Origin of the sequence: Micromonospora sp. WMMA1947 (genome assembly GCF_027497355.1) — a bacterium.
Classification (GTDB): domain Bacteria; phylum Actinomycetota; class Actinomycetes; order Mycobacteriales; family Micromonosporaceae; genus Micromonospora.
The window spans coordinates 71429-87000 of record NZ_CP114909.1 but is presented as its reverse complement, the minus strand read 5'-3'; the positions used below and the strand labels follow the sequence as shown (position 1 = coordinate 87000).

13 protein-coding genes are annotated in these 15572 nt (G+C 72.2%); 12 read left to right on the top strand and 1 reads right to left on the bottom strand.

Annotation, left to right across the window (positions count from 1 at the left end; genetic code table 11):
• Positions 1 to 195 precede the first annotated feature (195 nt).
• Positions 196 to 318: a hypothetical protein gene (locus tag O7604_RS00425; protein WP_281578514.1), complete on the bottom strand. Its 123-nt coding sequence runs from the start codon at positions 316 to 318 to the stop codon at positions 196 to 198.
• 263 nt (positions 319 to 581) lie between these two features.
• On the opposite strand from O7604_RS00425, the gene O7604_RS00420 reads away from it, so the two are divergent.
• Genes O7604_RS00420 through O7604_RS00365 form a run of 12 tightly spaced genes read left to right on the top strand, consistent with a single transcriptional unit; the run spans position 582 to position 15570 of the window.
• Positions 582 to 2237 carry an ABC transporter substrate-binding protein gene (locus O7604_RS00420; RefSeq protein ID WP_281578513.1) on the top strand — a complete coding sequence of 552 codons (1656 nt, stop codon included), beginning with the start codon at positions 582 to 584 and terminating at the stop codon, positions 2235 to 2237.
• Between the two features lie 15 nt (positions 2238 to 2252).
• Entirely contained in the window at positions 2253 to 3263 is a 1011-nt protein-coding gene (locus O7604_RS00415; protein ID WP_013285149.1) for an ABC transporter permease, read from the top strand.
• Entirely contained in the window at positions 3263 to 4147 is an 885-nt protein-coding gene (locus O7604_RS00410; RefSeq protein WP_269700908.1) for an ABC transporter permease, read from the top strand. Before O7604_RS00415 ends, O7604_RS00410 begins: the two co-directional genes overlap by 1 nt.
• A gap of 2 nt (positions 4148 to 4149) precedes the next feature.
• Positions 4150 to 6183, top strand: coding sequence for a dipeptide ABC transporter ATP-binding protein (locus O7604_RS00405; protein WP_281580021.1), 2034 nt, complete (start codon positions 4150 to 4152; stop codon positions 6181 to 6183).
• On the top strand, positions 6180 to 8231 hold the full coding sequence (locus O7604_RS00400; protein ID WP_269700907.1) for a hydantoinase/oxoprolinase family protein: 2052 nt from the start codon (positions 6180 to 6182) through the stop codon (positions 8229 to 8231). The genes O7604_RS00405 and O7604_RS00400 overlap by 4 nt, the downstream gene beginning before the upstream one ends.
• On the top strand, positions 8228 to 9916 hold the full coding sequence (locus O7604_RS00395; RefSeq protein WP_281578512.1) for a hydantoinase B/oxoprolinase family protein: 1689 nt from the start codon (positions 8228 to 8230) through the stop codon (positions 9914 to 9916). The genes O7604_RS00400 and O7604_RS00395 overlap by 4 nt, the downstream gene beginning before the upstream one ends.
• Positions 9909 to 11579 (top strand): hydantoinase B/oxoprolinase family protein, encoded by a 1671-nt coding sequence (locus tag O7604_RS00390; RefSeq protein ID WP_281578511.1) that lies wholly within the window; start codon positions 9909 to 9911, stop codon positions 11577 to 11579. Before O7604_RS00395 ends, O7604_RS00390 begins: the two co-directional genes overlap by 8 nt.
• Complete coding sequence (locus tag O7604_RS00385; RefSeq protein ID WP_281578510.1) at positions 11576 to 12841, top strand: amidohydrolase family protein; 1266 nt, start codon at positions 11576 to 11578, stop codon at positions 12839 to 12841. The genes O7604_RS00390 and O7604_RS00385 overlap by 4 nt, the downstream gene beginning before the upstream one ends.
• Positions 12838 to 13251, top strand: a complete 414-nt coding sequence (locus tag O7604_RS00380; protein ID WP_281578509.1) for a nuclear transport factor 2 family protein — start codon at positions 12838 to 12840, stop codon at positions 13249 to 13251. Before O7604_RS00385 ends, O7604_RS00380 begins: the two co-directional genes overlap by 4 nt.
• Complete coding sequence (locus tag O7604_RS00375) at positions 13248 to 14252, top strand: zinc-binding dehydrogenase (protein WP_281578508.1); 1005 nt, start codon at positions 13248 to 13250, stop codon at positions 14250 to 14252. Before O7604_RS00380 ends, O7604_RS00375 begins: the two co-directional genes overlap by 4 nt.
• A complete protein-coding gene (locus O7604_RS00370) occupies positions 14249 to 14575 on the top strand; it encodes a TIGR04076 family protein (protein WP_151500654.1) in 327 nt (108 codons plus the stop codon). Before O7604_RS00375 ends, O7604_RS00370 begins: the two co-directional genes overlap by 4 nt.
• Positions 14572 to 15570: an LLM class flavin-dependent oxidoreductase gene (locus tag O7604_RS00365; RefSeq protein ID WP_281578507.1), complete on the top strand. Its 999-nt coding sequence runs from the start codon at positions 14572 to 14574 to the stop codon at positions 15568 to 15570. The genes O7604_RS00370 and O7604_RS00365 overlap by 4 nt, the downstream gene beginning before the upstream one ends.
• The last annotated feature ends 2 nt before the right edge of the window (positions 15571 to 15572 follow it).

Sequence of the window (15572 nt, the reverse complement as noted above, 5' to 3'; positions counted from 1 at the left end):
ACCGGCCGGGCGGCGAGGGAGATGCCTCGGGACGCCTTGCCGATTGCGGGGGTGACGGGGAGCGTGCCCTTCGCTCCCGTGCCGGAACATAGCAGGTTATCGATAACATGTTCAACCGCCCGGGCCCGGAGGAATGCCGGGTGGACCGCCGGGTGAGCGCTCACAGGAGCGCCCGGCGCGGGCGGCGCGGCCTGCTCAGACGCGGGCGGCCAGGGCCGTCAGGTCGCAGCCGGCGAGGGCGTCCGGCTGGGGTACGCGGGCGAGGTCCGCCTCGGCGAGCCCGAGCCGCCGGTACGCGGTGTGCAGCGCCGCGACCACGGCGCCCAGCGCGCCGGAGAGGTCACGCCCAGGAACAGCCGACGGTCTCGGCCTTCTTCGGTACGCCGTACGTAACGTTTTGATGAACCGTTGTGAACGCTGATGCTCGGGCTATCCCGCAGTTCGGGAGCGCTCTGATTTCACAGCGCGGGCGTGTTCAGTGAACACCGTTCACCCTATTGTTCACTCGTGCCTAATCCGGTAGAACACCAGGTAGGTCCGCAGCTCGGGCCATTCGCCTCGTGCTTCTAGGAGGGCTTCTCATGGCTCGTTCACACCGTCCGGGCGCCTCCTCGCCCGCGCTCTCCCGCCGCGGCGTCCTGCAGTTGGGTGGCAGCGTCGCGCTCCTTTTCGCCACCGGCGCCTGCGCCGCGGACAGCGGTAACAAGTCCACGGACGGCAAGTCCGGCGGTGCCTCCGCCAAGACGCTGCGCATCGCCGTCTCCAGCTACCTGTCGAGCTGGGACCAGGACTTCGTCGGCTTCGACCTGACCGCGCTGATGCTCTACAAGAACGTCTTCCCGTACCTGATCGACTACGGGGTCACCGACGCCGGCGGCAGCCAGATCCTCGACACCCAGAACATCACCCCGACGTTCGCCGAGTCGTTCGAGCCGGACGCCGAGCAGAAGGTGTGGACGCTCAAGCTGCGGCGCGGCGTGAAGTTCGCCAGCGGCAACGAGATGAAGGCCGCCGACGTGAAGTGGTCGAAGGACCGCGCGTTCGCCGCCCAGGCGAACGTGGCCGGCGTCTACCGCACCATCGGCCTGACCAGCGCCGACCAGGTCAAGGTCGTCGACGACTACACGGTCGAGTTCCACCAGGCGTTCCCGAGCGCCCTGACCCGGCAGATCCAGGCGATCTCGCTGTACGTCTTCGACTCGGTCGAGGCCAAGAAGCACGCGAGCGCGAGCGACCCGTGGGCCAAGGACTGGTTCGCGAAGAACCCGCCGACCGGCGGCTACTTCAACGTCGCCAAGGCCACCCAGGGCCAGGAGATCGAGCTCAGCGCGAACACCGACTACCCGGGCCCGGACCCGGCCAAGACGCCGACCATCCGGATCTCGGTGGTGCCGGCCGCCTCCAACCAGCGGCTCCAGCTCCAGGCCGGTGACATCGACATCGCCCTGGGCATCAGCCAGCGCGACATCCAGGACCTGAAGAAGGCGCCGGGCATCAAGGTCATCTCGGCGGCCAGCAACCGCCAGGTCGCGATCCAGATGTCGGTGACCGCCGCGCCGTTCAACGACGTGAACGTCCGCAAGGCGCTCGCGTACGCGGTGCCCTACGAGCAGATCATCAACAACGTGTACGGCGGCGACGCCCGCCCGGCCAAGAGCCCGGTCCCGCTGGACATGCCCGGCTACGACGAGAGCGGCTACCCGTTCACCTACGACCTGGACAAGGCGAAGGCCGCCATGGCCGCCGCCGGCCGGGCGTCGCTCGACTCCGAGCTGGTCTTCGAGGCCGACAACGAGGAGCAGCAGAAGATCGCCGTCCAGGTGCAGAGCGAGGCGGCGAAGGCCGGCATCCGGCTCAAGCTGACCCCGCTGGACCCGGCCACGCTCGGCGAGCGGCGGACCAAGAAGAACATCCCGCTGCAGATCACCTCTGGGCAGCTCTGGGTGGACGACGTCGAGTACATGCTGGCGACCAGCTTCGTCAAGGGCGCCAACCTCAACTACTCGAACTACAGCAACCCGGAGATCGAGCAGATCTACGAGAAGTCGCACACCACCGTCGACACCGGCGCCCGCAACGCGCTGTGGAAGCGGGTCCAGGAGATCCTCGCCGCCGACGTGCCGTGGGTGGTCATCTGCCAGCCCAACTTCAACCTGCCCGTCCGGGAATCCGTCGCCGGCTGGGTGCAGCCGATGGACGGCCTCGCCCGCCTGCGCTACCTGAGCGCATCGGCCTAGGGACACCACCCACCCATGCGTATCTTCCGCTTCGTCGTCAGGCGACTGCTCCAGCTGATCCCCGTTCTGCTCGGAGTGGTCGTCCTGGCCTTCCTCCTGGTCCGGGTGCTGCCGGGCGACCCGGTCCGCAGCATCCTCGGGCAGAACGCCACCGAGGAGGACGCCGCCGCGGCCCGGGCCCGCTTCGGGCTCGACCAGTCCCTGTGGCAGCAGTTCCTCGACTACCTCGGCGGGCTGCTCACCGGTGACTTCGGGACGTCGATCCAGAGCGGCAGCTCCGTGGGCTCGGAGATGGCGCTGCGGGTGGGTCCGACCCTGGAACTCGTCGTCATCTCGGTGAGCATCGCGCTCGTGGTGGCGACCGTGCTGGGCATCTGGTCGGCCAAGCGGGCCAACCGGGCCGGCGACCACAGCGTCCGGATCTTCGCGCTGGTCGGCAACTCCGTACCGGAGTTCTGGCTCGGCCTGGTGCTGGTGCTCGTCGGTTACAGCATCCTCGGCTGGTTCCCGGCGCCCAACGGCCGGGTCGACCCGGACACCGGCCTGACCCCGCTCACCGGTGCCGACCTCGTCGACGCCGTCCTCACCGCCAACGGGCCGGCGATCGCCTCGGCCGCGGCGTACCTGGTGCTGCCGGTGCTGACCCTCGTGGTCGGCGTGGTCGCCCCGCTGCTGCGCAGCGTCCGGGCCTCCGCACTCGAGGTGCTGCACTCGGAGTCGTACGCCGCGGCGAAGGCACACGGGCTGCGCGACCGCACGCTGCACTACGGCTACCTGCTGCGGGCGACGCTGGTCCGGCTGCCGTCACTGGCCGCGCTGGTCTTCGGCACGGCGATCGGCTCCACCGTGCTCGTTGAGTACGTGTACTCGTGGCAGGGCTTCGGCCAGTGGGCCCTGCGCGGCCTGCTCTACCGGGACTACCCGGTCGTGCAGGCGTCGGTGCTGGTCATCGCGTTGTGCTACGTGCTGGTGTTCCTCATCGCCGACGTGGTCCACGCGATCCTCGACCCGAGAGTGAGGCTCTGATGGCCGAGCTGCGAACCGTCCCCGACGGTCCCGCCGCCGCGCCGGTGGTCGTGCCCGGCGGCGACCGGGACAGCCGTTTCGCCCGCCGCATGATCATCGCCGGGGCGAGCATCCTGTCGGTGGTCGCGCTGCTGGCGGTGTTCGCACCGCTGCTGAGCCAGTGGGGCGAGACCGAGATCGACGCGGCGAACACGCTGGTCGCCCCGGGCGGCAGCCACCTGCTCGGCACCGACGGCAACGGCATGGACATCTGGAGCCGGATGCTCTACGCCGCCCGGCTCGACCTGGGCATCGCCCTGGCCGCGGTCGCGCTCGCCGTGGTCGTCGGCACGCTGCTCGGCCTGGTCGCCGGCTACTTCGGCGGCTGGCTCGACGACGTGCTGATGCGGGTGGTGGACATCTTCCAGTCGTTCCCCACGTTCATCCTGGCGCTGGCGGTGGCCGCCCTGCTCGGCAACGGCACCATCAACCTGATCATCACGATCGCGGCGGTGAACGCGCCGGCGTACGCCCGGCTCGTCCGCGCCGAGGTGCGGTCGCTGCGGGAACTGCCGTTCGTCGACGCCGCGATCACCTCCGGGGCGTCGCCGGTGGGCGTGCTCTGGCGGCACCTGCTGCCGAACAGCCTCACCCCGGTCCGGGTGATCGCGCCGCTGAACTGCGGCTGGGCCATGCTCACCCTGGCCGGGCTCTCCTTCCTCGGCCTGGGCGTGAGCATCCCCGAGGCGGAGTGGGGCGCCATGATCAGCCTGGGTGCCGCGGACGTGGTCGGCGGCCGGTGGTGGACCTCGGTCCCGCCCGGCCTGGCCCTGTTCGTCTGCGTCCTCGGGTTCAGCCTGCTCGGCGAAGGCCTGCAGGACCGCGCGAACGCGAAGCGGCGGTGACCATGCTGTCGATCGAGAACCTCTCCGTGACGATCCGCCGGCCCGGCCGGCAGGTCGCGGCGCTCAGCGGCGTCAGCTTCACCGTCCGGCCCGGCGAGGTCGTCGGCCTCGTCGGTGAGAGCGGCGGCGGCAAGAGCATGGTGGCCCGCGCCATCGTCGGGCTGCTGCCCGGCGGCTCGCACGCCACCGGCCGGGTGCGCTTCGGCGACTCGGACGTGCTGCGCATGGACGACGCCGCGCTCGCCGCCCACCGCGGGCGGGGGGTGGCGATCTGCTTCCAGAACCCGCGCGGCGCGCTCAGCCCCACCCGCACCATCGGCAAGCAGCTCGTCGACCGGCTCGCCACCCACCAGGAGATGTCCGGCGAGCGGGCCCGCGAGGCGGCACGCGAGCTGTTCGAGGCGGTCGGCATCCGCAGCCCGCAGCGGCGGCTCGACGCGTACGCGCACGAACTGTCCGGCGGCATGGCCCAGCGCGTGATGATCTCGCTGGCCACCGGCTGCGCGCCGGAGCTGCTGATCGCCGACGAGCCGACCACCGGCCTGGACGTGACGCTGACCCGGGAGATCCTGCGCCAGTTCCGGCACGCCGCCGACACCGACGGCCGGGGCGTCCTGCTGATCTCGCACGATCTGGCGTCCATCGCGGAGGTCTGCGACCGGGTGGTGGTGCTCTACGCCGGCACTGTGGTGGAGAGCGGACCGGCCGCGCAGGTGCTGCGGGAGCCCGCCCACCCGTACACTCGGGCGCTGCTGCGTTCGGTGCCGGACGTCGGCGGCCGGCCGGTCGTCGCCACCCCCGGCGCCATGCCGCTGCTCACCGAGGCGCCGCACAACTGCCCGTTCGTCGCCCGGTGCGCGCACGCCGACCGCACCTGCTCGTCGCGGCGCCCGGCCACCGGGCCCGTGCCCGGCGGCGGCGAGTGGTCGCTGGCCTGCTTCCACCCGCAGACCCGGCCGCTGGACGCCGACGTGCCGCGGACGTCGCACACGCCGGTCGCGTCCGGCGCGGTCGCGGCCGGCCCGGACCCGAAGCCCGCCGTGCTGGAGATCGAGGACGCGCACGTCGTCTATCGCAGCCGGTTCGGTTCCGGCGGGCACCACGCGCTGCGCGGCGTCACGCTCCGGCTCGGGCCGGGCGAGACGCTGGGCGTGGTGGGCGAGAGCGGCTGCGGCAAGAGCACCCTCGCGAAGCTCGTGATGGGCCTGGTCGCGCCCACGTCCGGCACCGTCACGGTCGCCGGGCAGGCACTGGTCAAGCAGCCGGGCCGCCCCCGACCCCGGGGCCGGGCGCTGCGCCGGGCCCGGACCCGGGCGCAGCTCGTGTTCCAGGACCCGATCGGCTCGCTGAGCCCGCGCCGTACCGTCGGCGACTCCGTCGCCGAGCCGCTGCGCGCCGCGGGCCTGTCCGCGGCGCAGCGGGAGGCGCGCGTCACCGCCGTGCTGGACCGGATGGAGCTGGACCGGTCGATCCTCCAGCGCTACCCGCACGAGCTGTCCGGCGGCCAGGCGCAACGCATCGGCATCGCCCGCGCGCTGGTCGGCGAGCCGGACCTGATCGTGTTCGACGAGCCGACCTCGGCGCTGGACGTCACCGTCCAGGCGCAGATCCTCGACGTGATCGCCGACGTGGCGGCCGACGCGGACCGCGCCTCGGTGTTCATCTCCCACGACCTGGCCACGGTGCGCGGGTTCGCCGACCGTGTCGTGGTGCTCTACCTCGGCCGGGTCGTCGAGGAAGGACCGGTGGACGTCGTCTTCGACACGCCCCGGCACCCGTACACCCGGGCGCTGCTGGGCAGCGCCCCCCGCCTCGGCGGGACGACCGGGTCCGACGGCGAGGCCGTCGAGCTGGTCAAGGACCTGGAGGAAGCCGACGCCGCGACCGGGTGCCCACTGGCCGCCCGGTGCCCGTTCGTCACCGACCGGTGCCGATCGGAGCAGCAGGAGCTTCAGTCGTACGGCGAGAGCCGGGCCGCCTGCTGGCGCGTTCCCGAGCTTCCCGCCCTCATCGGAAGGCAGGCTGTCACGCCATGACCCGTCGCCCCATCCGGCTCGCCGTCGACATCGGCGGGACCTTCGTGGACGCCATGGAACTGGACACGCGCACCAACCGGGTCCGCTTCCGCAAGGCGGCCACGACCCCGGCCCGGCCCGCGGACGGCGTCCTCAACGCGATCACCGCGCTCGGCACCGACCTGTCCGAGGTGGAGCTGTTCATCCACGGCACCACCCTCGGCCTCAACGCGGTGCTGGAGCGTCGTGGCGGCCGTACCGGCATCATCACCAACGAGGGCTTCCGGGACATCTTCCTGATCGGCCGCGGCAACGTGCCGTCCGACCACATGTACGACTTCCAGTACCAGCGGCCGGAGAGCCTGGTGCAGCGCCGCTTCACCGCCGGCGTGCGGGGCCGACTCGACTACCGGGGCCGCGTGGTGGAGCCGCTGGACCCGGACAGCGTCCGGGAGGCCGCCCGCACGCTCGTGGTGGACCAGCAGGTCACCTCGATCGCCATCTGCTTCCTGCACTCGTTCCTCGACCCGAGCCACGAGCGGGAGGCCGCGCGCCTGATCCACGAGGAGTTCCCCGAGGTCAGCCTATCGCTGTCGACAGACATCGTGCGCGAGTACCGGGAGTACGAGCGGACCAGCACCACGGTGCTGGAGGCGTACATCCGGCCGATCTTCGAGCGGTACGTGGACGAGCTGGAGTCCGGCCTGGCCGAGCGCGGCTTCGCCGGGCGCTTCCTGATCATGCGGTCCGGTGGCGGCTCGATGACCAGCGCGGTTGCCAAGACCGCACCCACGCACACCGTGCTGTCCGGCCCGGCCGGCGGCATCGTCGGCGCCGCGTACGTCGCCTCCGAGCTGGGCCGGGACAACGTGCTCACGTTCGACATCGGCGGCACCTCGCTGGACGCCTGCGTGATCGAGCGCGGCAACCCGGTCGCCGCGTACGAGGCCCAGCTGGAGCACTTCCCGCTGCTCATCCCGACGTACGACATCCGGACCATCGGCGCCGGCGGCGGTTCGATCGCCTGGCTGGACCACGGCCTGCTGAAGGTCGGCCCGCAGAGCGCCGGCGCCGACCCCGGCCCGGTCTGCTACGGCCGGGGCGGCACCAGGCCGACGGTCACCGACGCCGCCGTGGTGCTCGGCTACATGGACCCGGACCGGTTCCTCGCCGGCACCATGGGGCTGCGCGACGCCGAGGCGCGCGCCGCCATCGCCGAGCAGCTCGCCGAGCCGCTCGGCCTGAGCGTGGAGAACGCGGCGGCGGGCGTGTTCGACGTGCTGCTGGCCCGTACCGTCGGCGCGGTCCGGCAGATCACCGTCGAGCGGGGTCACGACCCCCGGCAGTTCGCGCTGCTCGCGTTCGGCGGCGCCGGACCGTTGCTGGCGCCGTTGCTGGCCCGCGAGATGGGCATCGGCGAGGTGATCGTGCCGTTCGCGCCGTCCGGTTTCTCCGCATGGGGCATGCTCTCGGCCGACATCGTCAACGACTTCAGCCGTACCGTGATGGCCACGCTCGACGACGCGGACCTGTCGGAGCTGGAGCAGCTGTTCAAGGCCGTCGAGGCCGAGGCGGTCGCGTCGCTGGTGGCGCAGGGCGTGCCGGCCGGCGAGGCGGTGCTGGAGCGGCAGTTCGAGCTGCGTTACCTGGGCCAGGAGCACAGCCTGATGGTCACCGTCGGGCGCGAGCTGGACCGCGACGCGATCCGCGCCGCGTTCGACGAGACGCACCGCACCCGGTACGGCCACACCATGGGCAACCCGCTGCAGATCCTCAACCTGCGGGTGCGCGGCATCGGGCGCACCGACCGGCCCGAGCTGGAGACGCTGGCGCGCGGCGACGGCGACCCGTCGCAGGCGCTGCTGACCCACCGCGACGCGTACGACTTCGGGCAGCACGCGGTGGTGCCGTTCGCGGTCTACGACCGGGCCCGCCTGGAGCCGGGCGACACCTTCGACGGACCGGCGCTGGTCGACGAGGGCACCTCGACCACTGTGGTGCCCAGCGGTCAGCGGGTAACCGTCGACGACCACGGATACCTGCTCGTCACCCTGGAGGAAGCCGCATGACCACGCTGGACGGAGCCCAGGTCGAGGTCGTCCGCAGCTATCTGCTGTCGGCCGCGGAGGAGATGCGGGCCACCCTGATCCGCACCTCGTTCAACCCGGTCATCTACGAGGTGCACGATTTCGGTCTGTCGATGTACGACGCCGACCTGCGGCTGGTCGCCGAGGCCACCGGGCTGACGTTCTTCCTCGGCGCGAACGACTTCTCGCTGCGCAAGGGCGTGGAGTACGTGGGCCGGGAGAACCTGCACCGCGGTGACGTGGTGCTGCTCAACTACCCGTACTGGAACGCGGCGCACGCGTACGACGCGACGCTGTTCGCCCCGGTGTTCCGGCCGGACGAGGCCGACCCCGACGCGGACGGTGACCTGGTCGGCTTCCTCTGCGTCCGCGCGCACTGGATGGACCTGGGCGCCAAGGACCCGGGCTACGTGCTCGACTCGACCGACATGCACCAGGAGGGGCTGATCTTCCCGGGCACCAAGGTCGTGTCCCGGGGCGAGCCGGTGCGCGAGATCCACGAGCTGATCCGCTTCAACTCGCGGATGCCCGACGCGGTGCTCGGTGACCTGCACGCGCAGATCGCCGCGCTGCGCACCGGCGAGCGCCGGATGCTGGAGATCATCGAGAAGTTCGGCCGGGACACCGTCGACCAGGCGATCGACCGCATCATCGCCGACGGTGAGGCCCGCGCCCGGGCGGCGCTGGCGACGCTTCCGCAGGGCACCTGGACGGCCGAGGACTGGGTGGACGACGACGGCATCACCGACGACCCGGTGAAGATGCGCGTCACTGTGACCATCGCCGACGGGCGCTTCGTCGTCGACTTCGCCGGCTCGGCCCCGGCGACCCGTGGCCCGATCAACATGCCGTTCGGGGCGACCGAGGCGATCTGCAAGGTCGTGCTGAAGTCGCTGACGTCGCGGGACGAGCCGTCGAACGCCGGCACCGTGGCACCGCTGGAGGTGCGCGCCGAGCCGGGCAGCCTGTTCCACGCCGTCTACCCGCAGCCCACGTTCACGCTCTGGACCGGCATCGTGGCGGTGGAGCTGATCCTCAAGGCGCTGGCCCAGGGCATGCCGGACCTGCTGCCCGCGTCCTCCGGCGGCGACGTGCCCGGATTCATGATGGTCGGCCTGCACCCGGACACCGGCAAGATGTTCGCGGTCAGCAACAACGACCTGGTGGGCTGGGGCGGCACCGCGACGCACGACGGGATGGACGGCGCCACGCACGTCTCGGGCAGCACCGGCCGGGGCACCCCGATCGAGGTCATGGAGGCCAAGACCGGGATGTTCTTCGAGCGCTGGGAGATCCGCGAGGACTCCGGCGGCGCGGGCCGGTTCCGGGGCGGTTGCGGCCTGCGGCGGGACATCCGGTTCGTGACGCCAGGTGAGTTCCTGACGGTGATCAAGAAGACCAAGAGCGCGCCGTGGGCGCTGGACGGCGGCTTGCAGCCGGAGCCGAACCAGATCGTGGTGTTCCCGGGCACCGACCGCGAGCACCGGGTGAGCACCAAGCGCACGACGGTCGCCGTCGGCGACCGGGTGACCCTGCTGACCGCCGGTGGCGGCGGGCACGGTGACCCGCGCCGCCGCGACCCGGAGGCGGTGCGGCGGGACGTGGCCGAGGGGTACGTCTCCCGGGAGGCGGCCCGGGACGTCTACGGAGTGGACGTCGATGGGTGAGCCGACGGTCGACGGGGCAACCGTCGAGGTCGTCCGCAGTCATCTCGTCTCGGCCGCCGAGGAGATGCGGGCCGCGCTGGTGCGCACCGCCTTCAACCCGGTGATCTACGAGGTGTACGACTTCGGCATCTCCATCTACGACCGGCGGCTGCGGCTGGTCGCGGAGTCGACGGGGTTGTCCCGCTTCCTCGGCGCCAACGACTACTCGTTGCGCAAGGGCGTCGAGTACGTCGGCGTGGAGAACCTGCACCGCGGCGACGTGGTGCTGCTGAACTACCCGTACTGGAACGCGGCGCACACGTACGACGCGACGATGTTCGCGCCGGTCGTGCTGCCGGACAGCGAGGAGCTGATCGGCTTCCTGTGCATCCGGGCGCACTGGATGGACCTGGGCGCCAAGGATCCCGGTTACGTGCTCGACTCCACGGACATGCACCAGGAGGGGATCATCTTCCCCGGCACGAAGGTGTACGCCAGGGGCGAGCCGGTGCCGGAGATCCACGAGCTGATCCGGTTCAACTCGCGGATGCCGGAACTCGTCATCGGCGACCTCAACGCGCAGATCGCCGCGCTGCGGACCGGCGAGCGGCGGCTGACCGAGCTGTACCGCGAGTACGGCCCGGCGGTGGTCGACGCGGTCGTCGACCGGGTGATCGACGCCGCCGCTCAGCGCGCCGGAGAGGCGGTGGCCGCGCTGCCGCAGGGCAGCTGGACCGCCGAGGACTGGCTCGACGACGACGGCGTCACCGACGAGCCGATCCTCATGCGGGTCACCGTCACCGTCGCCGACGGCGAGTTCACAGTGGACTTCGCCGGGTCGTCCCCGGCGGTGCCCGGGCCGGTGAACCTGCCGCTCGGGGCCACCATCGCCACCTGCCGGGTCGCGTTCAAGGGCGTCACGACGCCGTACGAGCAGACGAACGCCGGGCACTTCGCGCCGCTGCGGGTACGCGCCGAGCCCGGCACGCTGTTCCACGCGCAGTACCCGGCCGCCACGTTCACCCAGTGGACCGGCACCGTCGCGCTGGAGCTGATCCTCAAGGCGCTGGCGCAGGGCATGCCCGACCGGCTCGCCGCCTCTTCCGGCGGCGACGTGCCCGGCTTCATGATGGTGGGGCGGCACCCGGACACCGGCGACATGTTCGCGGTCAGCAACAACGACCCGGTCGGGTGGGGCGGCACGCCCCGGCACGACGGCATCGGACCGGCGAACCACCTGTGCCAGACCCAGGCGCGCAACACGCCTGTGGAGGTGCTGGAGTCGAAGACCGGGATGTTCTTCGAGCGCCTGGAGATCCGTACCGACTCCGGGGGCGCCGGCAGGTTCCGGGGCGGCTGCGGCCTGCGGCGGGACATCCGGTTCGTGACGCCGGGCGAGTTCCTGTCGGTGATCAAGAAGACCAAGAGCGCGCCGTGGGCGCTGGCCGGCGGCGAGCAGCCGGAGCCGAACCAGGTGGTCGTCTTCCCGGGCACGGACCGGGAGCACCGGGTGAGCACACGGCGTACCGCGGTGGCGGTGGGGGATCGGGTGACGTTGCTGACCGCCGGTGGCGGCGGGCACGGTGACCCGAGGAGTCGGGATCCGGAGGCGGTGCGACGGGACGTGGCCGAGGGCTACGTCTCCGCGCGGGCCGCCCGAGACGTTTATGGAGTGATCGCGTGAGTGCCGCCTATTCGCCCGAGCAGCCGAGCGTGCTGCTCGGCAACTGCACAGTGCTTGATGCCCGCGTGGTGGACGGCATGGCGCCCGTGACCGGCGCCGGGGTGTGGGTCCGGGGTGACCGGATCGCCGCCGTCGGGCCGTACGCCGAGGTGGCCGAGCAGGCGCGGGCCGCCGGCCGGCTGACCGAGGTGGACCTCGATGGCGCGTACGTGACGCCCGGCCTGGTCAACATGCACACCCACTTCTCGCTGTCGCTGCCCGGCTCCGGGGGCGACGGCGTCAAGGGGATGGGCGCGTACGACCTCGCCCACTACATGGCCGACGGGGCGCGGCGCACGCTGCACTCCGGCGTGACCACGGTGCGCTGCGTGGCGGAGAAGGACCACGCCGACTTCGCGTTGCGGCGGGCGATCAACGCCGGGCGTGTCCCGGGTCCGCGCATCTACACCGCCGGCCGGGCGCTGGTGTGCACCGGCGGGCACGGCCACGAGAGCAACGACACGCTCGAGTGCGACGGCCCGGTGGGCTTCCGCCACGGCGTGCGCAGCCAGATCAAGGCCGGCGCGGACCTGATCAAGGTGATGATCTCGGGCGGCATCGCCGGTGAGCACGAGAGCATCCACACGCCCCAGCTGTTCGCCGACGAGATGACGGCGGTGATCGAGACGGCGCACGCGTGGGGCCGCAAGGTGACCGCGCACGCCGGGCCCGCCGACGTGATCGGCGCGGCGGTCGAGCTGGGACTGGACTGCGTGGAGCACGGCTACCAGCTCACCCCGCAGGTCGCGGCGCGGATGGCCGAGCGCGGCACGGCGCTCGTGCCGACGTTGCTGGTGACCCGGTGCAAGGAGTTCTTCGACGAGCTGGGCGTGCCGGAGTGGATGCAGTGCCGGTCGCTCGGCGCCGGCCCCCGGCACCTGGAGAGCTTCGACATGGCCGTCGCCGCCGGGGTGGAGGTGCTCCTCGGCAGCGACATGCCCCCGTTCTGGCAGTTCGAGGGCACGACAGCCTCGATCCGGGAGCTGGAGTACATGTCCGAGCGGATCGGCACCGCGCGGGCCATCCACGCCGGCACGCTCGGCCCGATCCGGTGGCTCGGCGCCGAGTCCGACCTCGGCACCGTCGAGGCCGGCAAGCTGGCCGACCTGATCGCGACGGACACCGACCCGCTCGCCGACACCTCGGCGTTCCGGGACGTGCGGTGGGTGATGAAGGGCGGGCAGATCGCCCGCGACGACCGGAACCAGGAGGAGACGCGATGACCTTCGCGCAGGCAGGCGCGGCGGAGATCGCCGCCGGCATCGACGACATGTACGACGCGTTCCTCGCCGGGGACCAGCAGCGGTTCGACACGCACCTGGATCCCGACGTGACCACTTGGGAGACGCACCTGCCCGGGCCGCTGCGGACCCGGGCCGAGCTGGACGAGTACCGCGCCCGGCGGGACGCCGCGGGGCAGCGGCCCCGGCTGGCGGTGCTCGCCGCGCGGGACAAGCGCATCGACGTGTGGGAGGACTTCGGCGTGGCCCGGTACGAGCTGGTCGCGCAGCTCGGCCCGGACGACGAGCCGGAGATCACCCGGGTCACCGACGTGGTGCGCCGGGTCGACGGCCGCTGGGTGATCGTGCACCACCACGCCGAGCTGGTCCGGGAACCGGTGGGCGCGGCGTGATCCGGCGGCTGGTCGCCGGGCGGACCGGTGAGCCGGCGGACGTGCTGTCGGTCGCAGTCCTGCCCGACGACCCGCCGCCCGGCCCCGGTGAGGTACGGCTCGCCGTGCGTACGGTGGGGCTGAACTTCCTGGATGTCATGCTCTGCCGGGGCGAGTACCCGGTGCGGCCCGATCCGCCGATGACACCCGGTGTGGAGGCGGCCGGGCGGGTCGTCGCCGCCGGCGCCGGGGCCGAGCACCTGCTGGGTCAGGAGGTGCTCGCCTGCCCGGCGCTGCCGCGCGGCGCGCTCGGCACGACGGTGACGGTGGACGCCGCGGTGGTGGTGCCGCGACCGTCCACGATCGACCCGGTCACCGCGGCGGCGCTGCCGGTCACCTACCAGACCGCGTGGTTCGCGCTGGAACGAGCCAATCTCACCGCCGGGCGGACGGTGCTGGTGCACGCGGGCGCCGGCGGGGTGGGCATCGCCGCGATCCAGCTCGCCGTCGCCCGGGGCGCCCGGGTCCTGGCCACCGCGGGCGGCCCGGCCAAGACCGCGATCTGCCGCGACCACGGCGCCCAGGTGGCGATCGACTACACGGCGGAGGACTTCGTGCCCGCCGTGCTCGCGGCCACCGGCGGCCGGGGCGTGGACGTCGTGGTGGACCCGGTGGGCGGCGACGTGTTCGCCCGGTCCTGGGACTGCCTCGCGTTCGAGGGCCGCCTGGTCGCGGTGGGCGCTGCCGGCGGGCCACCGCCGCCGGTGGACCCGCTGCGGCTGATGGCGGCCAACGCGACGCTCGTAGGCCTCTCCTGGGGCTCGCAGTACCCGTGGCAGCGGGCGAGCGCCGTCGAGTCCGCCTACCAGGAACTGTTCGACATGTGCGCCTCCGGCGCGGTCCGGCCGCCGGTCAGCCGCGTCGTGTCGCTGGACGAGGTGCCCGCGGCGCTCACCGAGCTGGCCGAACGCCGGACCACCGGCAAGATCATCGTACGGATCGACGAGGGGGAGGGACCGTGAGCGACAGCGACGGCGACATGGAGATCTACGACCTGAAGGTCACAGTCGACCGGATCGAGGGCCGGTCGGTGTGCGGCATGGCCGTGGGCGACCACTTCGAACTGACGAACAGCGCGCACCTGCGGCTGCCCGAGGGAAAGCACTTCTGCGTGTACGCGCTCGCCTCGGTGCTGCCCTTCCTCGCCGCCAAGCAGCGTGACCTGGCACCGGGGGACTGGCTGGCCCAGGACTCCCACTTCATCTGCCCCGACCCGGAGGAGCGGCTCGTCATGAAGGTGGAACGGACCTGCCGGCGCACGATGAACTCGGCGGACCTGACATGACCGTCGAGATCGGGCTCGGCCTGCAGAGCGACAAGCCGGCCGGCGCGTACGCCCGGTTGGCGCGTGCCGCCGAGACGCACGGCTTCGACGTGCTCACCGTCTTCGGCGACCTGATGTACCAGCCGCCGATCTTCCCGCTGCTGGAGATGGCACAGGCGACCGAACGGGTACGCCTCGGCACGGCCTGCCTGAACCCGTACTCGATGGCGCCGTACGAGATCGCCGGTCAGATCGCCGCCCTGGACCTGGCCTCGCACGGGCGGGCCTACCTGGGTCTGGCCCGCGGAACCTGGCTGGGCGCTGTCGGCCTGCCGCAGCCGCGGCCGCTGACCACCATCGAGGAAGCCGTCCAGGTCGTCTACCGCCTGCTGCGCGGCGACCGCAGCGGCTTCACCGGAAAGGTCTTCTCGCTCGCCCCCGGCACCGCGCTGCGCTACGACGTGCAGCGGCCCGACCCGCCGCTGCTGCTCGGCGCGTGGGGCCCGCAGGGCGCGGCGCTGGCCGGCCGGATCGCCGACGAGATCAAGGTGGGCGGCAGCGCCAACCCGGACATGGTCCCGGTGATCCGCGAACGGCTGCGAACCGGCGCGGAGAAGGCCGGACGCGACGTCGCCGACGTCGGCATCGTGCTCGGCGCCGTGACAGTCGTCGACACCGACGGCGAGGCGGCCCGCGCGAAGGCCCGCACCGAGGTGGCCATGTACCTCGCCGTGGTGGCCGAGCTGGACCCGACCGTCGAGATGCCCGAAGATCTGGTCAAGCGCGTCGGTGAGCTGGTCGACGCGGGCGAGGACGAGGCGGCGGGCCGGCTGATCCCGGACGACGTGCTCGACCGGTTCGCCTTCTCCGGCACGCCGGAGCAGGTCGCCGCGCAGGCCCAGGCGCTCATCGACGCGGGCGTGCGCCGGGTCGAGTTCGGTACGCCGCACGGCCTCACCGACGAGCGCGGCGTGGACCTGCTCGGCTCGGCCGTCCTGCCGTTGCTGCAGAGGTGAGT

Coding starts and splice junctions, on each gene's coding strand:
- O7604_RS00420 (WP_281578513.1), top strand. CDS start 582: ATGGCTCGTTCACACCGTCCGGGCGCCTCCTCGCCCGCGCTCTCCCGC.
- O7604_RS00415 (WP_013285149.1), top strand. CDS start 2,253: ATGCGTATCTTCCGCTTCGTCGTCAGGCGACTGCTCCAGCTGATCCCC.
- O7604_RS00410 (WP_269700908.1), top strand. CDS start 3,263: ATGGCCGAGCTGCGAACCGTCCCCGACGGTCCCGCCGCCGCGCCGGTG.
- O7604_RS00405 (WP_281580021.1), top strand. CDS start 4,150: ATGCTGTCGATCGAGAACCTCTCCGTGACGATCCGCCGGCCCGGCCGG.
- O7604_RS00400 (WP_269700907.1), top strand. CDS start 6,180: ATGACCCGTCGCCCCATCCGGCTCGCCGTCGACATCGGCGGGACCTTC.
- O7604_RS00395 (WP_281578512.1), top strand. CDS start 8,228: ATGACCACGCTGGACGGAGCCCAGGTCGAGGTCGTCCGCAGCTATCTG.
- O7604_RS00390 (WP_281578511.1), top strand. CDS start 9,909: ATGGGTGAGCCGACGGTCGACGGGGCAACCGTCGAGGTCGTCCGCAGT.
- O7604_RS00380 (WP_281578509.1), top strand. CDS start 12,838: ATGACCTTCGCGCAGGCAGGCGCGGCGGAGATCGCCGCCGGCATCGAC.
- O7604_RS00365 (WP_281578507.1), top strand. CDS start 14,572: ATGACCGTCGAGATCGGGCTCGGCCTGCAGAGCGACAAGCCGGCCGGC.